The sequence below is a fragment of the Actinotignum schaalii genome (assembly GCF_028864145.1).
Lineage (GTDB): Bacteria > Actinomycetota > Actinomycetes > Actinomycetales > Actinomycetaceae > Actinotignum > Actinotignum schaalii_B.
In genome coordinates this window covers 1-20310 of record NZ_JARBHJ010000039.1, presented here as the reverse complement: position 1 = coordinate 20310, position 20310 = coordinate 1, and the positions used below count along the sequence as shown (strand labels likewise).

General features: G+C 59.8%; 20 protein-coding genes. 6 read left to right on the top strand and 14 right to left on the bottom strand.

Annotated elements, in window-relative coordinates; translation table 11 throughout:
• Positions 1–86: 86 nt before the first annotated feature.
• The 5 genes from PWJ82_RS08290 to PWJ82_RS08270 all read right to left on the bottom strand — a co-directional run bounded on the left by PWJ82_RS08290 (position 87) and on the right by PWJ82_RS08270 (position 2634).
• The gene (locus PWJ82_RS08290; RefSeq protein WP_274732652.1) at positions 87–350 is read right to left on the bottom strand and encodes a hypothetical protein; all 264 of its coding nucleotides are present in this window, start codon (positions 348–350) and stop codon (positions 87–89) included.
• Entirely contained in the window at positions 334–564 is a 231-nt protein-coding gene (locus PWJ82_RS08285) for a hypothetical protein (RefSeq protein ID WP_274732651.1), read from the bottom strand. The genes PWJ82_RS08290 and PWJ82_RS08285 overlap by 17 nt, the downstream gene beginning before the upstream one ends.
• A gap of 89 nt (positions 565–653) precedes the next feature.
• A complete protein-coding gene (locus PWJ82_RS08280; RefSeq protein ID WP_274732649.1) occupies positions 654–971 on the bottom strand; it encodes a hypothetical protein in 318 nt (105 codons plus the stop codon).
• A 38-nt stretch (positions 972–1009) separates the two neighbouring features.
• Positions 1010–2002: a diaminopimelate dehydrogenase gene (locus tag PWJ82_RS08275; RefSeq protein WP_274732648.1), complete on the bottom strand. Its 993-nt coding sequence runs from the start codon at positions 2000–2002 to the stop codon at positions 1010–1012.
• Entirely contained in the window at positions 1999–2634 is a 636-nt protein-coding gene (locus tag PWJ82_RS08270) for a hypothetical protein (protein WP_016441998.1), read from the bottom strand. Before PWJ82_RS08270 ends, PWJ82_RS08275 begins: the two co-directional genes overlap by 4 nt.
• A 293-nt stretch (positions 2635–2927) precedes the next feature.
• Between PWJ82_RS08270 and PWJ82_RS08265 the strand changes: the two genes are divergently transcribed.
• Entirely contained in the window at positions 2928–4412 is a 1485-nt protein-coding gene (locus PWJ82_RS08265) for a DUF1846 domain-containing protein (protein ID WP_039898180.1), read from the top strand.
• A 36-nt stretch (positions 4413–4448) separates the two neighbouring features.
• Here the strand turns inward: PWJ82_RS08265 and PWJ82_RS08260 are convergent, their stop codons facing one another.
• Positions 4449–5549 carry an FHA domain-containing protein gene (locus tag PWJ82_RS08260; RefSeq protein WP_274736184.1) on the bottom strand — a complete coding sequence of 367 codons (1101 nt, stop codon included), beginning with the start codon at positions 5547–5549 and terminating at the stop codon, positions 4449–4451.
• Between the two features lie 72 nt (positions 5550–5621).
• On the opposite strand from PWJ82_RS08260, the gene PWJ82_RS08255 reads away from it, so the two are divergent.
• Complete coding sequence (locus tag PWJ82_RS08255; RefSeq protein WP_274736183.1) at positions 5622–7082, top strand: hypothetical protein; 1461 nt, start codon at positions 5622–5624, stop codon at positions 7080–7082.
• A 9-nt stretch (positions 7083–7091) separates the two neighbouring features.
• Here the strand turns inward: PWJ82_RS08255 and tgt are convergent, their stop codons facing one another.
• Together tgt and PWJ82_RS08245 are read right to left on the bottom strand one after the other, a co-directional pair.
• Complete coding sequence (gene tgt / locus PWJ82_RS08250) at positions 7092–8357, bottom strand: tRNA guanosine(34) transglycosylase Tgt (RefSeq protein ID WP_375712913.1); 1266 nt, start codon at positions 8355–8357, stop codon at positions 7092–7094.
• A gap of 75 nt (positions 8358–8432) precedes the next feature.
• Entirely contained in the window at positions 8433–9152 is a 720-nt protein-coding gene (locus PWJ82_RS08245; RefSeq protein WP_274732644.1) for a queuosine precursor transporter, read from the bottom strand.
• A 201-nt stretch (positions 9153–9353) separates the two neighbouring features.
• On the opposite strand from PWJ82_RS08245, the gene PWJ82_RS08240 reads away from it, so the two are divergent.
• Positions 9354–12065, top strand: a complete 2712-nt coding sequence (locus PWJ82_RS08240; RefSeq protein ID WP_274732643.1) for an isopeptide-forming domain-containing fimbrial protein — start codon at positions 9354–9356, stop codon at positions 12063–12065.
• Between the two features lie 162 nt (positions 12066–12227).
• Here PWJ82_RS08240 and PWJ82_RS08235 read toward each other — a convergent pair whose 3' ends face one another.
• On the bottom strand, positions 12228–13478 hold the full coding sequence (locus tag PWJ82_RS08235) for an ATP-binding protein (protein ID WP_274732641.1): 1251 nt from the start codon (positions 13476–13478) through the stop codon (positions 12228–12230).
• Positions 13479–13741: 263 nt separating this feature from the next.
• On the opposite strand from PWJ82_RS08235, the gene PWJ82_RS08230 reads away from it, so the two are divergent.
• Positions 13742–14125: a TM2 domain-containing protein gene (locus tag PWJ82_RS08230; protein WP_016442007.1), complete on the top strand. Its 384-nt coding sequence runs from the start codon at positions 13742–13744 to the stop codon at positions 14123–14125.
• 96 nt (positions 14126–14221) lie between these two features.
• Here PWJ82_RS08230 and PWJ82_RS08225 read toward each other — a convergent pair whose 3' ends face one another.
• Positions 14222–14662 carry a Panacea domain-containing protein gene (locus PWJ82_RS08225; protein ID WP_274736181.1) on the bottom strand — a complete coding sequence of 147 codons (441 nt, stop codon included), beginning with the start codon at positions 14660–14662 and terminating at the stop codon, positions 14222–14224.
• Positions 14663–14716: 54 nt separating this feature from the next.
• Between PWJ82_RS08225 and PWJ82_RS08220 the strand changes: the two genes are divergently transcribed.
• Complete coding sequence (locus tag PWJ82_RS08220) at positions 14717–15811, top strand: GTP pyrophosphokinase (RefSeq protein WP_274732635.1); 1095 nt, start codon at positions 14717–14719, stop codon at positions 15809–15811.
• Here the strand turns inward: PWJ82_RS08220 and PWJ82_RS08215 are convergent.
• A complete protein-coding gene (locus PWJ82_RS08215; RefSeq protein ID WP_274732634.1) occupies positions 15808–16578 on the bottom strand; it encodes a DUF4261 domain-containing protein in 771 nt (256 codons plus the stop codon). The genes PWJ82_RS08220 and PWJ82_RS08215 overlap by 4 nt on opposite strands.
• 330 nt (positions 16579–16908) lie before the next feature.
• Between PWJ82_RS08215 and PWJ82_RS08210 the strand changes: the two genes are divergently transcribed.
• The gene (locus PWJ82_RS08210; protein ID WP_274732633.1) at positions 16909–17205 is read left to right on the top strand and encodes an excisionase family DNA-binding protein; all 297 of its coding nucleotides are present in this window, start codon (positions 16909–16911) and stop codon (positions 17203–17205) included.
• A gap of 156 nt (positions 17206–17361) precedes the next feature.
• Here PWJ82_RS08210 and PWJ82_RS08205 read toward each other — a convergent pair whose 3' ends face one another.
• The 3 genes from PWJ82_RS08205 to PWJ82_RS08195 form a co-directional block, all read right to left on the bottom strand.
• Positions 17362–18729, bottom strand: coding sequence for a GntP family permease (locus PWJ82_RS08205; protein WP_274732631.1), 1368 nt, complete (start codon positions 18727–18729; stop codon positions 17362–17364).
• 27 nt (positions 18730–18756) lie between these two features.
• On the bottom strand, positions 18757–19620 hold the full coding sequence (locus PWJ82_RS08200) for a Cgl0159 family (beta/alpha)8-fold protein (protein WP_274736179.1): 864 nt from the start codon (positions 19618–19620) through the stop codon (positions 18757–18759).
• Positions 19621–19622: 2 nt separating this feature from the next.
• A partial coding sequence (locus PWJ82_RS08195) for a PfkB family carbohydrate kinase (RefSeq protein WP_274736177.1) occupies positions 19623–20310 on the bottom strand: 688 nt, incomplete at its 5' end.

The following is a 20310-nucleotide window of genomic DNA, read 5'->3' as shown; positions in this document are numbered from 1 at the left end:
ACAAGGCGTGCAGGGCTGGCAGAAAGTACTGGGCGAGTTATCCCTTCACTACCCGGACCGATTCCCAACCAACTAAATAAAACCATTTACACAAAAAACTTGACAAGCCCCTCAACGGTCAGGAATTTCTCGGGAGACTTCACGAAGAGTTCATACGTAATTCCGAGATAGAGCATTCGCTTGACGCACATGGGATCGCGAAGCTTAAGGTAACCGCGAAGAACACGACTATTCTTGCGGGGCGCACTCGCCTCGGCGATGTAAACAGCAAAAGATTCGTCGAACAGTCTCCCTGTAGCTGTTATATCCTGAGCGAAATCCTCAACTTCCTCATCAAGCGAGTCCGTCACGGTCTTCTTCCTCGAAATCATCGAGGAACAGCTCCTCGAACCACTGGAGGGTTTCAAACTCATCACGGAACTCAGCTTCGCGCCGGTTGAGCGTATATTCAGCCATCCGTTCTTCAAACTCTTCGCGCGAAATCCTCAGTTCGGACAGAATGGCATCCATGCGTGCGCGAATCTGCTCAAGACTTGTGTACTTGGGTCCATAGATGATTGACATAGCCACAGCCTAGCCGACGAACAGAACCCTGCCCAGACCAATTTTTCGGCAATTTTACGCGGGAATCATGCACCCGCGATGAGCTGATCCTACTCCGGGTGCTGAGCTTTTTTCGCCCGGTGGAGATACCCCAGGGCGTAGCAGGTAGCGAAGACAATCACCGCGAAACGCGTCCACGAGGAGTTGTTGATCGCCACCACGGCAAGGCATACGCCCATATAGAGCACGGCGTGCAGAAGCTCGCCCAAGTTTTCCTTATACCTGCGGGAGAAACTCCACAGCGCGAGACCGCCAAGCGTCACAACTTCGGAGATGATTTCGAAATCAAAACGTCCGATGCGGTAAAAGTCGGCTGCGAAAAACGAGAAGAGCATGCCCCACATCAGTTCCGGGACAATTCTCGCCAACGCCGGTACTGGATCCCACATAACTACCGCGAAACGCCCTACAGCAAATCCGCGCGCAGCTGCGCCGCGCTGGCCGGGTGGAGCAAAGCCGGCGGAACATCGAAGAGGGTAACCGCCCCGCGTTCCCCGCGGGCATGCATACGCGCCACCGCGCGGGCGCAGGCCACCAGCACCGAACCGGTGAATTCCGGATTGGAATCCAACGCGAGGTTGAAGTGCAGCGCGTGCGAGGTACCCGGCGAGGTAGTCCCGTGGCGGATCACATCGCCACCGTGGGCCATCCCGGTGTGTTCGGCGGCAAACTCTTCGTCGGAGATAACGTGGACCTCAGTTTCGTACTCGGCGAAGTAGTTCGGCATCGTCACGATGGCCTGGCGCACCCCCTCCGGATCCGCACCGTTTTCCAACACCACGTAAACGATCCGGCGATGCTTATCACCCGCGCTGAGCTGGCCTTCCGTTTCTCCAGCCAAGGCCGCAGCCCGCACGTTCTCCTTGGGAACGGTGTACTGCACCGCGTTTTTCACACCCGGTACCCGCCGCACCGCATCCGAATGCCCCTGGGACAGGCCCGGTCCCCAGAAAGTTTCTGAGTGCCCAGCCGGCAAAACTGCCTCGGCCAGCAACCGCTGAAGCGAGAAGAGGCCCGGGTCCCAGCCTGCGGAAATGAGAGCGAGGGTGCCGGCCGTGCGGGCGGCGTCGTCGACCTGTTCGAAGTGCGCAGGAATCCGCGCGTGCGTATCAAAAGAATCCACCACGTTAAAACCGGAGGCAACCAGCGGCGTTTGCGTATCGAGGTCCGATTTCGAGCCACCGCAATTGATAACGACGTCGATTTTGCCGGCCCAGCGGGCGCGCAGCTGCGGATCGGTGAGTTCGGCGGCGGGGAATGCCGGGCCGGAGGCGGTCATGACGCCTTCGCGGCGGGTGAAGACCCCCACCAGCTCCAGGTCGGGGGCGAGGCTGAGGGCCTGTTCCACCCCGCGGCCCAGGTTGCCGTAGCCGTTGATCGCGATGCGCGCGTGTGTCATGCGTGTGGTTCTTTCTCGAGTTCGTCATCTGTATGCCCGGCGGACATAGCAAGAATAGTGTGGCGGGCAATCCGGCACACATCCTCAAGCGACGCGCCGGTTTCCACCTGGCGAAATGCGTCGAAAATGAGGGCGCGGCTGAACGAGGCCCAAATATCGGGATGCGCGATGCCGGTATCTTTCCAGCACATTTTGAGAGCATCGGTGAAGAAACCGTGGGCTTTATCCACACCCATTTTGGTATGCGCCGTGGCTTTATCCGAAACTTTCCCGCGGGCTGAGCGCATGAGCCCCATGAGCCATTTATGTGATTCGCGCTGGCCGGACTGGCGGATGCAGGCCACCACCAGCTGCGCGAGGCGTTCACGCGGTTCGGCGTTCATATCGACCTGGCCCATCACCTGGGCGCGCCACTTGGGCACATTGCGTTCGAGCACCAGGAGCCGCAGATCATCAACCGACCCGACATAGCGGTAAATGGAGTTGCGTGCGATACCCGCAGCCGCGGCCACCGCCCCGGCGGATAGTGTTTTGCCCGGCTCATCTTTGAGAATCTTTTCCGCGGCGTCCACGAGCCGAGCTGTCATAAGCTCCCGATGTTCGCGGACGGTTGGCGCAGAAATCTTTGGCATATCTCCTCCCAACGTCGCCCCCTATTGTTGCGGACTCAACCGATGAGCGCAACGGTTTAAACACACCCGGGTTTGCCCGTTCGCCGCGTTCGCGCACCCGCAGCCAGCCCAAACGCACACCACGCCCGCACACACGCCCGCACACACCCACCCGCTCGATGCGAAATCCGACGCGAGGCGCTACACTTTGTCGGTACTGCTGAGGTGACCGAGAGAGGCGAACCGGCGTGGCTGATAAAAACGCGCGTAACTCCATCCCTACTACAGAAACCCCTTCCCCCCATATCCCCTCATTGCAGAGCATCGGATTTGATCGGGAAAAATACATTAAGCTCCAGTCCCAAAAAATTAGGGAGCGCCGCGAAAAGATCGGCGGGAAACTCTATTTGGAGATGGGCGGGAAGCTTTTCGATGATTTCCACGCCTCGCGCGTGCTACCCGGATTCACCCCGGATAATAAGATCGCCATGCTGGCCGAATTGAAGGATGAGCTGGAAATCGTCGTTGCCGCGAACGCGCGTGATCTCAAGGCAAAACACCGCGCTGACCTGGGCATTTCTTATGAGGATGAGGTGCTGCGCCTCGTGGATGTATTCCGCGAAGCCGGTTTCATGGTCAATTCCGTGGTGCTCACCCAGTACGAGGAAGATAACCACGAAGCGCGCGACTTCCGCCGCCGTCTTATTAAATTGGGGCTCAATGTGGCGCGCCATCGCCGCATCCCGGGTTACCCGTCCAATACCGCGCTCATTGTTTCCGAGGACGGTTTCGGGAAGAACGAATACGTGGAAACGCAGCGTGATCTCATTGTGGTGACGGCGCCGGGGCCGGGATCAGGCAAGCTCGCAACCTGCCTCTCGCAGCTCTACCACGACCATCAGCATTCCATCACCTCGAATTACGCGAAGTTTGAGACGTTCCCCGTGTGGAATATTCCGCTGGATCATCCCGTCAACCTCGCTTACGAAGCGGCGACGGCCGATCTGGACGACGTCAATATGATCGACCCCTTCCACCTGGTCGCCTACGGCGTGCAAACGATTAATTACAACCGCGACGTCGAGGTGTTCCCGCTGCTCAGCCTGCTGCTGCGCGAACTTTCCGGGGAAACACCGTACAAATCCCCCACGGACATGGGCGTCAATATGGTCGGATATTGTATTTCCGACGACGACGTTTGCCGCGAAGCCGCCCGCCAGGAAGTCATTCGCCGGTATTACCGCGCGCTTGTCGATGAGAAGCGCAGCGAATCCGAACCCGTATGCTCAGAACGCATCGCTCTTATTATGGCCAAGCTCGGGGTGACCGGCACCGACCGGCCGGTGGTACCCCCGGCGCTGCGCAAAGCCGAGGCCACGGGTGGGCCGGCCGCCGCGCTCCAGCTCCCGGATGGCACCATCGTGACCGGGAAAACCTCGGAACTGCTGGGCTGTTCCGCCGCGGTGCTGCTTAACGCGCTCAAGGTGCTAGCCGGTATTGACGATTCGGTGAAGCTGCTGGCTCCGGAAGCTATCACTCCGATCCAGACCCTTAAGACGGAGCACCTGGGCTCGCGTAATCCGCGCCTGCACACCGATGAGGTGCTTATTGCGCTCTCGGTTTCCGCCGCCTCCGATCCCACCGCGGCAGCGGCGCTGAGCAAGCTCAAGGATCTGCAGAATTGCGATGTTCATACCACCACGATCCTCGGCTCCGTAGACGATGGTATTTTCCGTTCCCTCGGCGTGAATGTCACGAGCGAACCGCACTACCAGCGCAAAACGCTGTACCGGAAATAGCTAAGCAGGAGAGTTGGTCTACGTGGTGCGGCGGCGCTAGCTGCGGTAATGAACCGTGAAGCTGGCGCCGTCACCCATATCTACCAGGTCACCATCCTCCAGGCGGACCGCGTGACCCGGCTCGATGCGGCGCAGCGGGCCATCTCCGTGCCTGAGGTAGGTGCCGTTATTGGAATGGCAGTCCCGCAGGAATGCGCCGCCAGTCTCCACCGCAACCTCGCAGTGGGTGCGTGAAATTTCCTGACGCGGGGAGGGAACCGGGAGGAGCTGGGTGGCAGCCGGATCCGCGCCCGCGCCCGCGGCATCGAGGAGCGGGCGGCGCCCCATAATAATATTTTTGAGAGCCGGGCTCACCCCGCCCAGCATAACGTTTTCCCCGAAGGAGAAGCGCAATTCAATCGCCGGGAGCGGGGCCGGTATACCGGAGGAAGGATAGGGCTCGGTGCTCTGTACCGGGTAAGCTTCGGTGGCCGCGGCATAGCTGGGCACCGGGGCGCTCTCTGCCACCGGCGCCGCCGGAGGCAGCGGGGGTGCTGGCGGTACCGGAGGCTCCGGAACCGCCGGGCGATCAGCGGGCAGAGCTGCCGGGCGCTCAACCGGGGCCGCCGGCCGGCCGCTCAAAACCGGGCTGAGGCTGATGCGAGCGCCTCCGGCGCGGGCCATACCGCGTTCCAAGGGGAGGGCCGGGCCCGGTGCGGGAGCTGCGCCGTCGTTCCCGGGTGCCCCAGCGCACCCGACTGCGCCGTCGTTCCCACCACGAGCAGCATTTTCCGCACCCGCAGCGCCAACGTTCCCCACGGTGACCGTGGTGTCCTGGGTAGTGGCGGCTTCCTGCCAGGTCAGGGCGTTACTGCCATCCGCGACCGCGCGGCCGGTGGCATCGCGAACAATGAGGCCGTGGGCGGCAACCCGCAGCAGCGGGCCGTCGGCGTAGAACAACGCGAAATCCGCGCCCAGCGCGGACCACAGATGGGTGAGAAGAGTGGGGAAATCATGGCCGGCACGCACTGTTTCCCATATCGCGGCCGGATCCGCGGGTAGCGCGGGCGTGAACACCGCCAGGCCGGGCACGCAGGCCAGCAGCCCATCACCGGGATAAGAATAGGACGGCATGGCTCCTCCTCGACCTGGTTCCATGAGTCACATCTCTGCTTGCAAGGATACCGCGCCCGGCAAGCGGCCTGCGCCACTTTCTGCCAGAATAGAGGTATGTCGCTCATGAATTGGGCCCTCGAGGTCGCCACCGCTCACCCTGAACTTGACAGCGCGCTGGTTAATTCCGACGGGCCCTGGCTGGATGTTCTGCTCCCGGACGGACGCACGTTCCGCTTCCGCCCCTTTGAGATGATCGATCCGGATGCTCCCGAAGAACGCCGGCGCGAACTTCTCAACCGCCTCATTACTATCGGCGTATCCGGGGCCACCACCCCGCAGGTTACCGAGGGCGCGGCCGGGTCCACCCAGCCGGGAGCGGCGTCGCCCCACAACGGAGCGGAAAGCAGCGCAAGCGCTACCGGAACCGGGGCGCCAACGGGAAGCAACGCGCCCGAAATGCCCGGTACGCCTCCGGGCCGCGGCCAGAAAAACCTGTCCTGGCGGGATATCTTCGCGCAATTCTTCGGAACCATGGATCCGAGTGACCCCGGCTTCCCGCACCACGATCCCGCGCTCGCGGAGCTCTCGGAGGAACAGGATGACACCGAGGGGCCGATTATGCCGATTGTGCGCGCCGCGGACTATTTCACGCGCGTCAACCGGCGCGAGGATGATTCCTTTATCTACCTGCCGCTCACGGATTTCGTTGGCGTGGGCCTGGCGCGCGACACCCCGGATAACATCATTCCGCTGTATTTCTCGGACCTGGATCTGATTCCGGGAACGGATGATCTGGGTCCGATCTTCGGGCACGCGGTGGAATCACTGCGCGGCCTGAACGCGCAATCGGGCTACGCGGCCCTGGAGCTGGCCGTCATGCTCTACGCGGGTGCGCGGGTGCTGGCTTTTACCGAGCCGAATAACTACCAGAGTTCCTGGTTCGCGGATGTGGATCTGGTCCAGCAGGTGGCGTACTCCATCAGCAAGCAATATCACGGCGCGCTGCCGCTTTTCGTGCCGGCTTCGCGTTCGCGCCTGTTCGTGGTGCTGGCGGATGATCCGGAACTTCCCGCGCTCTTCAACCGTTTGCTCCAGGATTACGATATCGACGACGCTATCTACCCGCTCCCCCACACCGTGGCCGCGGACGGCTGGATGGAATGGATTCCTATGCCGGATCACCCGGCCTACGCACCACTGGCGAATCTGCGCACCACCTTCCGCGGGCGCATGTACGATCACCAGCAGGAATTCCTCTCGCGCTGGCCGGAAGAGATGGGCCACGTGGCCCTCTACGAGGTGCATGACCTGGACGAAGGCGCGGTGAGCCTGACGCAGTGGCGCCGCTCGGATCGCTACGGATCCATCCCTGCGGTTGCAGATTTCATTAATTACCTTGACGACGCCGATCCCGAAGCCGCCAATATCACCATTCGCCTGGATGTGGCCCGCGATGTGTGGCCCGAGGGCTTCAAGCCTCTCGAGAACGTGTGGCCGCCGCGCTACGAAGTGTCCGGATTCCCCGATCCGGAAACCTTCCAGAAGCTGAGCGAAGCGGCGCACCGCGCGTTTTAGGCGCTCCAGCTAGGCGCGCCCCCACTGGCCGCGGTAGAAACGTCCGAGCGTTTCTTCTTTGCAGGCCGCGTAATCCCCGGATTCGATGGCCGCGCGGATGGTGTCCACGAGGTGCACGGTGAAGTACTCATTGTGGATGGTGGCAAGCGTGGCCGCCAGCGCTTCTTTCGCCTTGAAAAGGTGATTGAGGTAGGCGCGCGAATAGTTTTGGCAGGTGTAGCACTCGCACTCGGGCACCAGCGGCCCGAAATCGGTGCGGAACTGGGCGCGGGTCACGTTGAAACGCCCGTCGGGTGAATAGATCGCGGCATTGCGCGCCACCCGGGAAGGGTTGACGCAATCGAAGGTATCCGCGCCGGCTTCGATAGCGGCGAAGAAATCATCCGGTTCGGAAATCCCGAGGAGGTGGCGGGCTTTCGTTTCGGGTAGTTCCTCGCTCACCCAGGCGCAGATGGTTCCGAGCTTCTCCTTTTCCAGGGCCCCGCCGATCCCGAAGCCGTCGAATTCCTGCCCGTCCACGCACATGGACCCGAGGTCCCGCGCGGCTTTGCGGCGCAGGTCCTCGTACTGCGCGCCCTGGATCACGCCGAAAAGCTGCTGGTAGGGTTTGTCCGCGCGTTCAATGGTGAGGCGGCGGTGTTCAGCCAGGCAGCGTTCGGCCCAGCGGCGGGTGCGTTCCAGGCTTTTTTCCTGGTAGGCCCGGGAGTTGAGGAGGGTGGTGAGCTCGTCGAAGGCGAACATAATATCGGCGCCGAGCTGGTGTTGGATCCCCATGGACACCTCCGGGGTGAAGCGGTGGCGCGAGCCGTTGAGGTGGGAACGGAACCATACGCCGTCGTCGTCCACATTCGCGAGGCGCTCTTTATCGCGCGCCAGTTCGGTATCCGCGCGCCCGGCGTTTTTCCCGGCGTACTCGTTGGTGAGCACTTTCTTGAAGCCGGAGCCGAGCGAGAGCACCTGGAACCCGCCCGAATCCGTGTAGGTCGGCCCGTTCCAGTTCATGAAGGCGGATAGGCCGCCGGCGGCGTCCAGGATCTCCGGGCCGGGTTGCAGGTAGAGGTGGTAGGCGTTGGCGAGCACGGCCTGCGCGCCGATACCGTGCACCTGCTCGGGCGTGAGCGTTTTGACAGTGGCTTTCGTGCCGACGGGAATAAACGCCGGGGTGGCGATATCGCCATGCGGGGTGTGGATAACGCCGGTGCGTCCCAACGGCCGCCCGGTGAGGTCACCCACGCGCGCGTCCAGGCGCGTCCCGATCGTAAATCCTGTTGTCACGCTCTCACCTTTCTGTTGCGGTGCGGTTTTGTGTGCGGCCTTTTCGGTACGACGACGCCGCCACCGGCCCGCTGCCTATCGTAAGCCTTCGTGGCGTTTGACCACACCAACCACGGCGTAGGTCAGGGGGAGGAACACCACTTCGATACCGACTTTATAAAGCCAGCCCACCAGGGAGAGGTTGACGATGGACCAGAATTCGACATTGCCGGCCGCGATATCCGCACCCCAGGCCACGAAGCAGAAAATAATGGTATCCAGCAATTCGCCCACGATGGTGGAGGAAATGAGGCGCACCCACAGGGCGCGTTCCCCGAAGCGGCGCTTAATCCAGACCAGCACGTAGGAATTGGAGAGCTGCCCGAAGAGGAATCCGAAAACGGAGGCCGCTACGAAGCGCGGCACCACGCCGAGCACCGCTTCGAAAGCTTCCTGGTTGGCGTAATCCGGGGCGGGCGGGGCGATCTGCACCAGCCAGAAACAGCAGGAGGCCAGGATCTGCACCCCGAAAGCGAGGATGATCGTGCGGGAGGCGACTTTGAAACCGTAAACCTCCGAAAGAAGGTCACCGATGATGTAGGTGAGCGGGAAGAGCATCGCGCCGCCGTCGAAATACAGATCAAGACCGCCGATATTCAGGGTGATGAGCTTCGTGGCGCCGATATTGGAAATGAGGAGGAAGGAGACGAAGAAAACCGCCACGTACACGAAGAGGTGGGAGCGGGCGACGTCCGCGAAGCGGGGAGTAGTTGGGTGCGTGCTGGCGCCGTGCGGCGCGGTGGACTGCGAGCTCATCGTGACCTTTCCATGCGTGTTGAGAAAATATGGTTATGGTGTCCGGCTCTGCCACCGCACGGACGGTCATGATTATAGCGGGATATTGTGGGGCACGAAGCGCCTTAATTCCTGAATCTAATTACTGTCCGAGTGCTAGCATTTTCTTAGATAATTTCCATATAGGTATTCCCTATACCGACTGCGCTGTCTGGAAGAAATATGCCTTCGAAGAAGAAACCCCTGATCCTAACGGTGCTCCTCGCGGTGCTCGCCCTCGTGCTCCCACAGGCCTACGCGGCACCGGATCCCGCGGCTCCGCCCGCCCCCACCGCGCTCGTCTTGCACGCCACTATTTATACGCGGCAGGACATAACATCCCTCAAACTTGAGGAAGGAACCGGGTGGAGCGCCGGGGAATGGGAAATCGCTCCCGAAGACGTCAAGTCCACCACGCCCCTGGCCAATGGCCTGAGCCGTTACGAAGTGGAATTCGCGGTGGAACCGGATGGCTACACCGCGGGCCAAACCCTGCCCTACACCTTGCGTGCTCCCGGTGGGTGGCTCGGCCGCACGATCAGTGACACCGTGCGGGTCCCGATCACGCAAACAGAATCGGGGGATCTGCGCGTTGATGTGGTGCTCCGGGAAAATATTGAACGGCGCTATTCCGTGAGCCTCGTGGACGCGAACGGCACTCCCGTCACCGGAACTATTGACCGCTTCGCGCTGCCCACCTTGGATGGGCCCCACTCGATCAGCCAGATCGTTAAGCGCGATGCGCAGGGCTTCTATTTCACACAAAACGCTGTATACGACGACGCTGGCCAATTCACCACGCCCCCGCTGCGCCCGGATCCGAATAAGCCGATGGATCCGCTCACGGTTCGCGATGGCGGCACCGAAAAAACCTATGAAGTGACCGCGGTGGAATCCAGTGATACCGGAGAATTCACGGTGCGTGTGCGGGAAGTGAAGCTGAGCACCGCCACCTTCCACGTGGTTATTGAGCGCCCCTTTGACGTGCTCGGGAAAAACGCCCGCTGGGCATTTGAGGTGAATGGCCGGGCCAATCCTCATGCCGCCCCGCAGCTCGCAATTCCCGCGGGCCGCGGTGATTTCACCACGGATATCACGGTGCCGAACCTTCCGGAAGGTGCGCGGCTATCACTTCCCGAGCTCCCGGAGGCTTATCCCTACTACGCAATAGCAAAGCAGAGTTACGACCCGGCCACCTCCACCCTGCGGGTCACCCTGAGCAAGCGAGTGTACTTCACGGTTTCGGATATCGAGAAAGTTACTTTTGGTGAGTTCGGGGTACGCCACGCGAAGTCCGGCTTTGAGCTCGGGCTGTATAACACGGCCGGTGAGCTAGTTGATACCTCAGTTGAAGAACCGGACATGGCGCCGCGTTACCTCTTCACCAAGGTGCTGCCCGGGGACTACCAGGTGCGTATTATCAGCGCCCCGGAACGTTTTAAGAGCGGTTTCGACCTGGAGCGTGCACAGCATTTCCGGCTCACGGAAACAGGCCGCTTGCAGGTGCTCGGCTTGACGAGCAGCAGCCCGGATGCGGAAACTTGGATTAATCCTGACGGCGGTAACGATGCCCGCTTCGATAACACCCCGGAGGCCACGGCGCTCCTCGGATTCAAAACTCCCTTGCGCATGTTTATTCCCAAGGCGCCGTCGTTCACCAAAACAATTGTGCAAAAGCAGCCGCAAGCTGAGGTGAAGCGCAGCCACGCGAGTCTCGGGGACGCCGTCGAATTTAAGATCGCGGGGAAGATCCCCGGCGATCATCGGCTCATTATGAAATACGGTAAGTACGTCGATTTCGGTATCAAAAATAACGTGACCCTGGTCGATGAGCTGGACGAACGCTTCGCTTACGTGGAAGGCAGCGCGCAGGTCCGCGAAGATGGTGAGGCCACCGCGAATTACGCGGTGCGTTACGATCCGGAAACTCGCCGTGTGATTCTGGAAGATCGCGATGCCGCGCACGTGACGAATTTTGATTTCACCACGCGGACCTCGTACCGGCCCGAGAAAAACGTGGAGGTCACCTTCCGTGCGCAGGTGCGTGAATTTGGTACGACGCCGCTGCGCAATATCATCCCGGGCGATGAAGTAGAGATCGTGCCTTTCCTGGATGTGCTGGTGAAGAAGCAGTGGACCGGCGGTGGGGATCTCATTGCCGGGGTGGATCCGGATACGTATCTCGATAATTTCGAGGTGGAAAGCTGGCAGGGCGAGACGAAGATCGCCACGGTTCCGGCGCGCACCTATCTCAAAGCCAAGAGTGTGGTGCGCGGCGAGGGCAAGAATTTCCAGTTTGAGCTGGAGAAATTGCCGATGTATACGCCTGAGGAACTAGCCAAAGCTCCGGCCGAGCGCACCGCGCTGACCTATCGGGTGACGGAGAAACTCCCCGAGGGCCTGGCCGGGCATTTCCGGGTGGAGCGCAAGGAGAGCGCCGGGGCGCATCCGCATGCGCGAGTCGTCGAATTCACGAATGTGTATGTGCCTCCTACGCCTCCTGAGCCGCCGGTTCCTCCGGTGACTCCGGAGCCCACGCCGACGGCCACGGCAACTCCGACGCCTACTCCTACTCCCACGCCCAGCGGGACGCCCACGCCGGAACCGACGCCTACTCCCAGCGGGACGCCCACGCCGGAACCGACGCCAAGCGAAACTTCAACGCCGGAGCCCACTCCAACGCCGACCGCACCGCCGAGTACGCCGCCCGCAACGCCAACGCCAACGCCGAGCACTACCGCCACACCAACTCCTACGCCAACGCCCAGCAAGCCGGCTGATGAGAAGCGGCTGGTATCCACCGGCGCATCCGGTGCCGCTGGCGGGTGTGCTGCCCTCGCATTGCTGAGCATGGGCCTGGTACTTGTTATCCGGCGCTCCCGGCGCGATCATTAGCGCAACCAGCTGCTCATATAACCGCAGCTGACATAAGCGTCCCGCCAACTGCCCCGTTTTCTCGATTCTTGCAACCGCATCGCGAAAACGAGGCAGTTCCGTCCCGTGCGGAAGGATTGTCGGCGCATGTATTACGTATCCCTACGGTACGAGTAGATATCACTATGTAAGTAACGGCCCCATGGTACTCAGGGGAAGAACATGGACGCCGCTTGGCAACGTGAATGCGGTGCGGCCGCCGGTCACCACCGCCAGGAAATCCGGGGCTTTCACCATGCGGGCGTCACGCAACCGGAGTAGATTGCGCTCCCCTGCGCTCACGGCGCGATCCGATTCGCCGAGTTTCACTTCGATGCCTGCCCAGTGACCATCGCTGAACTCCAGCAGAATGTCTACTTCCAGGCCGCTCTCATCACGGTAACCGAAACAGGTGGCATCGATCTGCTCCGCGTAGGTGCGGATGTCCCGGACCGCCATCGATTCGAAGATCTGGCCGAAATAGTCGGGGTCATTCGCGAGTTCTTCCGGGGTTGCGCGGAGGGCCGCGAGCGCCAGGGAGGGATCGCAGAAATGCAGTTTCGCCTGTTTGCGGAGCCGGGTTTTCGATCGCAAGGATCCGCTCCAGGGCGGGAGCTTCTCAACGATGAAAATCCGGGTAAGTGCATCGAGGTAGCTTCGTACGCTTTGTGGGGAGAGCTGGCCGCCGTCCGCGGAAATATCTTGGGAGAGGGTGGTGGCCGCGGTTTCGCTCGCGATATTACGAGCGAGGGAGCGCAGCAGGCGCCGCACCCGTTCCGGGTCGAAGCGGGCGTCCACCTGCGCGAGGTCCGCATGCGCGATATTGTCCACGTAGTTGTGGACGAATCGGATAAAGGCAGGATTTCGCGAGGAGACAAGGAAGGGCCAGCCGCCTCGCACCGCTTCGGTAGCGAGTTCGGGGTAGCTGAGGGCCCCGGGTACGTAGCGCACGTTTGTGGTGGTACGTAGCTCGTTCAGGGTGATGCGGTCTTCCCGCGGATACGCTTCGCCCAGGGCCATCGGGCGCATGCGCACCCGGGAGAGCCGGCCGGCCCCGGTGTGGCGGGTAATCGAATCTGCCGGAGTGGCCGAACCCGATAAAATGAACTGGCCCGGGGCGCGCCGCGCATCGATTTCGTGGCGGATCTCGTTCCACAGGATCGGGGCGAGCTGCCACTCGTCAACGAGCCGGGGAATATCACCTTCCAGAACTCCCTGGGGATTGAGTTCCGCAAGGCGCTGGTTGGAAGCCTGGTCTACGCGAAATTCTGAGTGTGCGTGGAATATACCCGTTTCGGTTTTACCGCAGCCGCGCGCACCTTCAATCACCACGCCACCCATGATTTCCAGGTCTTGTTGCAGCACTGTATCAACCGCGCGCCGAATATAAGCCATGCTGTGAGACTAGCCGTTTCTCGCGCCATTGTCACTATTGCGGGAGTTTGGATATCACTATTGCGGGCTTTTCATTATCAGTCTTGCGTATTCGCGGTCGCCGCTTTTGAGGCCTCGCAGCTATTGCTTTTACGGGGCCGGGCGTTTCCTCACCAGGTGCCGGGCGTTTCCTCACAGCTCATAGCAGCCCAGCTCACGCGCCTGCCAGCTATACTTTTCGGCAGGAGCTCGTGACATACCGGGCGCAAGGAAAGATTGGATCAATGAGCGCTTTTGAACCGTACCCGCAGCGGGGACCGCAACAGAACCAGCAGTATCCACTTCCGGGGCAGCCGTATCAGGGGCCGGGACAGCCGTACCCCACCGCTCCGGAGGCGTATCCCACAGCCCCGCCCGCTTACTACCAAGAGCCGCAATTCCGCACGGTCAACAAGATCGTTTACGTGCTCCTTGCTTTCTTCCTGGGCGGCTTCGGCGTCCACCGTTTCCTGCGCGGTCAGGTAGGTATCGGAATCTGCATGATTCTGTTTAACTGGCTCACTATCGGCATTTGGGCGCTGGTGGAGTTCATTATCGGCTGCGTGAAGCTCAGCAAGTACCCCGGTGACGATTTCATCTTCACCCAGAGCGGGGATTGGATTTACTAATTCATACTCCTGTTCTGCGCGGTCAGAATCCCGAACGCCCGTGGAGTCATAAGTAAAGGAGGGGTGCTACCGCTCCTCCTTTTCCTATGCCCCCACCTATAGAACCGAATTGGCCCGGTAGTACTCCTCAATAGCAGCTCGAGGAATAACCACGGTTGAACGAGTTTCGGTATCACAGTCCTTGCGGGCTTCCCGCCACGGAGCTTCGCGATGAGTTTTCTCAACCAACTCGTTTGGATTCAACTCGCCCAACTTCGCGCAGACGGCATCAACAACGCCCCGCTGCCGATCAGAAAGCCCTTCACCCCGACTGCGCAGCTCGCCCGGGTTAATGAAAAACTTGCGCCGGTGCTGAGCGAAGAGATCTGGTGATACCGGACCGTTCACCCACGCTTGAAAGTCTCCGTCAAAAAGAGGCTGGCCAGTTTCGCCGAGATAAGCGGCCTGGCAGTAGAAGGTGAGTTTTTGCAATTTCATGGTGGTCATCCGCCCGCAGCACTCAAGAATACGCCCGGCAATATCTTCGACATTCGTCATCCCGCACCTCCTCATGTCACGTATTCGAACCGGCAATTTGGTTATAATTCTAGCATGGACGAAAGCCCGCGCCCCACAATCTCCAAGTCCGCTGCAACAAGCGCCGGCAGGGTCTTGACGAAGCTCTACACTGAGCATCCTGAAGATGCTGAGGTTCGCTGTCAAGAAGACCAGATTTCCGCGAATGCGCTTGTTACCGTCCAAAACTGGCGTTCCCAACATCTGGAGCCAACCCTCAACGCTTTTGCTGTGGCCCGGGATATTACCACAGATATCCCTGGCACCCTTGTCACTTTCCGACTCAAGCGAATAAGCTCCATCGTAGCAAAGCTAAGTCGTTCGAAGAACGACTTTCGCCTAGGGGCCATGGACGACATCGGTGGCTGCCGCATCATCACGAATAGCTGCGATGATGTTTTCAATATTGTCACCAACCTATCCAAGAAGATGGACCTCAAACCCGAAAGCGGGGTGAAGGACTATATTCGAACGCCGCAACGTAGTGGATACAGGTCGTACCACCTGATTACTCTGACACCCCCAACACCCACCGGATACCGAGTTGAGATTCAGGTCAGGACATTCCTTCAACACGCGTGGGCCACAGCTCTTGAGGCTGCTGGATCCATGTACGAACGGAATTACAAAAACCCCGCCATCGCTGCCACCATGGACGAATCCGAAAAGACCAATCGCAGGTTCTTCCAGATTGTCTCCGCACTTTTCGCCCTCTCGGAGAATCAACCCGTTCCACCCGGAATGTCCTCCGATAAAAATGAACTCCTCGCAGAATTGAGAGCATCCGAAAAGTACCGCGCCCTCTTCCACGATCTTGCCAACTCATCCGCCAGCAGCTATCAGAACTTCATCCCAGCACCCACCGCAGGTGGAGAAGGCACAAGCTTGTACGTCCTCGAATACGACCAGGAAGCCCAGAGCCTGCGGGCGGAGCCTTTTCCACACTCGGCCCTCGCGGATGCCGTACGCGCCTACAATGACCGCGAAGAAAATGATGTATTTGGACAAACTCGCGACACAGTATTAGTTCATGCGCAAACACCGGAGAATCTTGCCCTGGCGTTCCCGAACTACACCGCGAATTTGGATGTGTTCAATCGCAGAATCGCGCCCTATTTCGGGGAGAACTAGTAAAGCAACCGCAGCGTGGGGGTGTCGCCGTCGCGGCCCTGGGCGATGGCGATGGACTCATCCGCAGCGGTGCCCAGAGTTTGCCCTGGCATGAGGGTTGCGCCGTCGGAAATAATATATCCGGCGGTGTTCGCGAGCAGTTCGTACACGGCCTCGCGCGGGCGGTGACTATCCTTCACCTCGAGGTCAAGGTGCCCGAAAAGCGGCAGGCCCACGGTGCGCCCGGATACTAGCTCGCCGGCGCGCATCGGCACGTAAATCCACAGTAGGAACGGGTCTGCGGCGTCGATCCGATAACCGGTCACCACATCGGCGGGGTAGATGATGCCCAACTCGGGGCGCGCCACGCCCACCGCGGCTTCCTCGCCCATGAGCGAGCGGATCACGGCCGTGTACACCCGGTGCAGCGTGTGCATAGAGGTACGACGCCGCGCCGCGAACTCGTCGCTCACCGGGTCGGGCATGTCCTCCCCGGAGCGCGCCATATCGGAGAAAAACGTCATCATAATGTGGAAAGCGTGCGGCGGGGTGGCACCCTCGAGCGCGGCCGGCCCGGAGACGGGCGTGAGCAGCACAGTCACGCCACTGGCCAGAAAATTGAACACCTGCCCGCCGGGGAGTTCATCCAGGTGGACATCGAGGGTCTGGCCGTCCACTTCCACTCGTTCCAGCGCCGCGCGCACGTCAATCGGCGCACTAAAAAGGGCGACGGCGCCCAGGTGGTCAGGGGCAACAGGATGAATAGCGGACACCGGAACTTGAGCCATGTGCCCTATCGTAGCGGCTTGGCCAAGGCGAGTGCGATGCGGGTTTCTCCCCTGGGCTAATGCGGGCTTCCTCTTCACGCGCGGCCCGGTGCGGCTTTGCGGAAATACAGTCTTCCAACACCAAGGGAGGTCCGCTACACAGGAAACGAAAGAAACGAAAAGGAGGTGTGATATGACAACTGTTTCACATGATGACAAAATCGCGCAGATTGATCCGGAGATCATGGATCGAATCCGTCGGCTTCTCGCTAAGTCACGCAGGATCGAATTGGTTTTTGACGGTATTGCTGTAGAAGTTCCACCCCGCTGCGCGCGCAAATTTCGATGGCCGTGCAGGAAGAACCTGATGGAGATAGGGAAATCTCCACTCAGGAATCTGCCGATCTGTTGAATATGACCCGCCCGACCGTGGTGAAGCTATGCGAAGACGGCGCACTACCGTTTCGGAAAATTACCACCCACCGCCGGCTCTGGCTCTCGGATGTACTGAATTATCGAGAAAAGCAGTGGCAGCAAACTCGTGAAGCTCTCGATGCTCTCATGGCAGATTCCTATGCCATGGGCGATTACGACGAAGATCCCGAAGTTATCACCCAGGCAATCCGAGAGATGGGCAGTGGGAACTAATGCGCGCGGCTTACCTGGATACCGACCGCACTCCGTAGCGATTGAGATGTGATCGTCACGCTCAACATCTAGCTGAACCTGCGGGTACGCGCCTGAGGAAGATCCAATATGGATCCCACAGGGCGCGTACCCGCAGGCCGCAGGAGTAGGAGTGTTCTAGACGATTACGTAGACCAGGGTGCAGAAACCGAAGGATACGAGGGATATGACCGAGGTGAACGTGGTCCACATCTTCAAATTAGTTTTCGTATCTACCTGGAGGAAACCGCCTACTAGCCAGAACCCGGAATCGTTGACGTGGGAAGCGAAGAACGATCCTGCTCCCATTGCCACGACAACGAGCGCGGTTTGGATGTCATTGAGTCCGGCCCCCGCCACAGTTGCTGCTAGCAAGGCTGCGGTGGTCTGGATGGCCACAGTTGCTGAGCCTTGTGCGACTCGTAGTGCCAGGGAGATAAGGTAGGCAGCCAGGAGCAGGGGAATACCAAGATCAGCTAGCGTGTTAGCAAGCGCGGTACCAATACCGGTTTCACGTAACACGGACCCGAACATACCGCCAGCACCGGCCACCATGACGATCGCTGCCACGGACTTGAACCCAGCGTCGTTGATCTTGTCGATATTCTTCCAGGGTACTTTACGTACATAACCCAAAATGATTGATGCAACCAGAGCGGTAACGAACAGGGCTACCGCGGTTTCACCGAAGAATTTCAGGGCGCTTGCCCACGCCGCGTGTTCTGGGATGATACCAGCTGACTGCAAAGTACTAGTCACCGTGTTACCGGTAATCAACAGGATCGGGAGCATGAGAATAAAGAGAACGGTTGCGAAGCCGGGCTCTTTCCCGGGTAGTTCACGCCCAGATTCTTTAGATCCCAAAACGTTGGGGATGGGAACATCGAACCTCTTCGAGAGCCATAACGCGAAGCGGTAACCGGCTAGATACCACGTGGGAATCGCAACGATTAGACCGACCAGGAGCACGGTCCCGATATTAATGTTCATCGTGGTAGCCGCGGCCACCGGGCCGGGATGGGGCGGCATGAGTCCGTGCATGACCTGGAACGCTCCAGCTGCCGGCAAGGCATACAAGAGTACTGGTCCGCCCAGGCGGCGGGCAACGGAGAAGATGATCGGGAACATGACAATGAGTCCGGCGTCGAAGAAAATTGGGAAGCCGAACAAGAGTGAAGCTACCGAGAGTGCTAAAGGTGCTCGTTTTTCCCCAAACCAACGCAGCAGGGTTTGGGCGAGTACTTCAGCGCCCCCGGATTGTTCAAGCATGCGTCCAATAATTGCTCCGAACCCGATGATGAGAGCGAGTTTGCCAACGGTGCCCGAGAAACCGGTCAAGAGCATATCGAATAGCTCGCTGACTGGGACCCCGGTAGCAATAGCAGTCAGGGCTGATACCAGAATCAGTGCGACTGTAGCGTTGACTTTGAATACGATAATAAGGAAGAGTAAAACGGCGATCGCTGCTAGAGCGACACCGAGGAGACCTCCTGTTGTCAGAGTCATGAGTGCTCCTTCAATATATGAGCCTCTTTAGGAGAGGAGCTGGGCGGCGTTGGCCACGGCGCCTTGAACGTCGCCCGATTGTGGATAGAGCAATGACCGGCCAATGACCAGGCCGATCACGTTGGGGATCTCCAAGAGGAGAGCCCACCTGTGGAGGGTTTTGGCAGCATCATTGCTGACTTCCCCGCCGAGGATAACGATGGGTAGGGTAGTCGCCCTTGCGAAGCGTTCCAGGTCGGGAGTGTCGGGGAGTTTAAGTACCGTGTAGGCACTGTTGCTCCCCAAACCTGAAGCGATTGCTATCGAGCGGGTAACGGCATCGGTAGACACATCATTGACTACCTGTTTGTCTTCGCGCCGTGATATGAAGGGTTCGACCATAGCAATGCGTTGGCGTCGGGAAAGGTCGGTGACTACTTTCCCGGCCATCTCCAAAGTGCTCACGGTTTCTGTTTCGTCGTAGGCAATACGGAGAAGGATTTTCCCGCCTTGCAGGCCTGCTTTGGCTACTCCTCTAGCGGTATAGCCCGTGATACGGTCATCCAGTTCCCAGGCCGCGCCGGCCAGTCCTGCACGATTCATCGACCCGTAAACCCATTTGCCATCCAAGACTCCGAGCAGCGCGAGGTCTTCAATAATGTCGGCTGTTCCTAACAGTCCGGAAACCCCGGGCACGGCAAGCGCGTCACACAGGCGCTGGAGTAGATCGAAACGGTCTTCCATAGCACGCGGATTAGGGCCGGCGGCGAATGCGCCCCGGGCTGGGTGATCCGCGGCCATAATAAGGAATTTCCCGTTGGGTAGCAGGGTGGCGGGTTGCTCGCGTTTGAGCAAGGCTTTGTGAGCAGAACCCGGGCAACGCCGTCCTGCAATAAGCCTGGCAATATCCATGGTTACTGGTTGCTTTCTGCTGATTGAGGTGTCTCGAGTAGCGCGTCAGTATGATTCGCGGCCAGCACGCGCTCGATTTCATCCTGGGTGGGCATAGCGGTGGAGCATTCGATACGCGAGGTGACGATCGCGCCGGCAGTGTTGGCATACCGGATCGTTTTCTCAAGGCTCCAGCCCTGTAAGAGTCCGTGAACAAGGGACCCACCGAAAGCATCCCCGGCACCAGCCCCGTTAACCACGGTGGTATTCATCGCGGGAATGAAGAATTCTTCCGTACTCGATTTCGCGAGGGTGCCCTTACTGCCTTGCTTGACTACAGCGATTTGTACTCCGCGTTCCAGTAGTGCTGTTGCGGCCCGGTGTGGATCGGTTTCCCCGACCGCGATTTCACACTCTTCCACGTTACCCACCGCGACTGTCGCATAGTCGAGGACTTTCGCATACCGCTGGCGTGCTAGATCAACCGATTCCCAAAACATTGGACGCCAGTCCATATCGAAAACGGTGTGGTCTTTACGCCCACGCATGTCAAGCGCGCTCATGTGGGTGGAGTAAGAGGGTTCTTCACACAGGCCGGTCCCGGATACCCACAAGAGTTTAGCCTCGCGCACCTGGTTTTCATCCAGGTCCGTGTCCTTAATCTGTAGGTCAGGGGCCGAGGGCTCACGGTAGAAGAAGAATGGGAAATGC

What these genes read in the sequence shown, in the direction of transcription:
- PWJ82_RS08285 (WP_274732651.1), bottom strand. Translation starts at nt 564, where the DNA reads ATGTCAATCATCTATGGACCCAAGTACACAAGTCTTGAGCAGATTCGC.
- PWJ82_RS08275 (WP_274732648.1), bottom strand. Translation starts at nt 2,002, where the DNA reads ATGACACACGCGCGCATCGCGATCAACGGCTACGGCAACCTGGGCCGC.
- PWJ82_RS08270 (WP_016441998.1), bottom strand. Translation starts at nt 2,634, where the DNA reads ATGCCAAAGATTTCTGCGCCAACCGTCCGCGAACATCGGGAGCTTATG.
- PWJ82_RS08260 (WP_274736184.1), bottom strand. Translation starts at nt 5,549, where the DNA reads ATGGAACCAGGTCGAGGAGGAGCCATGCCGTCCTATTCTTATCCCGGT.
- PWJ82_RS08255 (WP_274736183.1), top strand. Translation starts at nt 5,622, where the DNA reads ATGTCGCTCATGAATTGGGCCCTCGAGGTCGCCACCGCTCACCCTGAA.
- PWJ82_RS08245 (WP_274732644.1), bottom strand. Translation starts at nt 9,152, where the DNA reads ATGAGCTCGCAGTCCACCGCGCCGCACGGCGCCAGCACGCACCCAACT.
- PWJ82_RS08240 (WP_274732643.1), top strand. Translation starts at nt 9,354, where the DNA reads ATGCCTTCGAAGAAGAAACCCCTGATCCTAACGGTGCTCCTCGCGGTG.
- PWJ82_RS08235 (WP_274732641.1), bottom strand. Translation starts at nt 13,478, where the DNA reads ATGGCTTATATTCGGCGCGCGGTTGATACAGTGCTGCAACAAGACCTG.
- PWJ82_RS08230 (WP_016442007.1), top strand. Translation starts at nt 13,742, where the DNA reads ATGAGCGCTTTTGAACCGTACCCGCAGCGGGGACCGCAACAGAACCAG.
- PWJ82_RS08225 (WP_274736181.1), bottom strand. Translation starts at nt 14,662, where the DNA reads ATGACGAATGTCGAAGATATTGCCGGGCGTATTCTTGAGTGCTGCGGG.
- PWJ82_RS08220 (WP_274732635.1), top strand. Translation starts at nt 14,717, where the DNA reads ATGGACGAAAGCCCGCGCCCCACAATCTCCAAGTCCGCTGCAACAAGC.
- PWJ82_RS08215 (WP_274732634.1), bottom strand. Translation starts at nt 16,578, where the DNA reads ATGGCTCAAGTTCCGGTGTCCGCTATTCATCCTGTTGCCCCTGACCAC.
- PWJ82_RS08205 (WP_274732631.1), bottom strand. Translation starts at nt 18,729, where the DNA reads ATGACTCTGACAACAGGAGGTCTCCTCGGTGTCGCTCTAGCAGCGATC.
- PWJ82_RS08200 (WP_274736179.1), bottom strand. Translation starts at nt 19,620, where the DNA reads ATGGATATTGCCAGGCTTATTGCAGGACGGCGTTGCCCGGGTTCTGCT.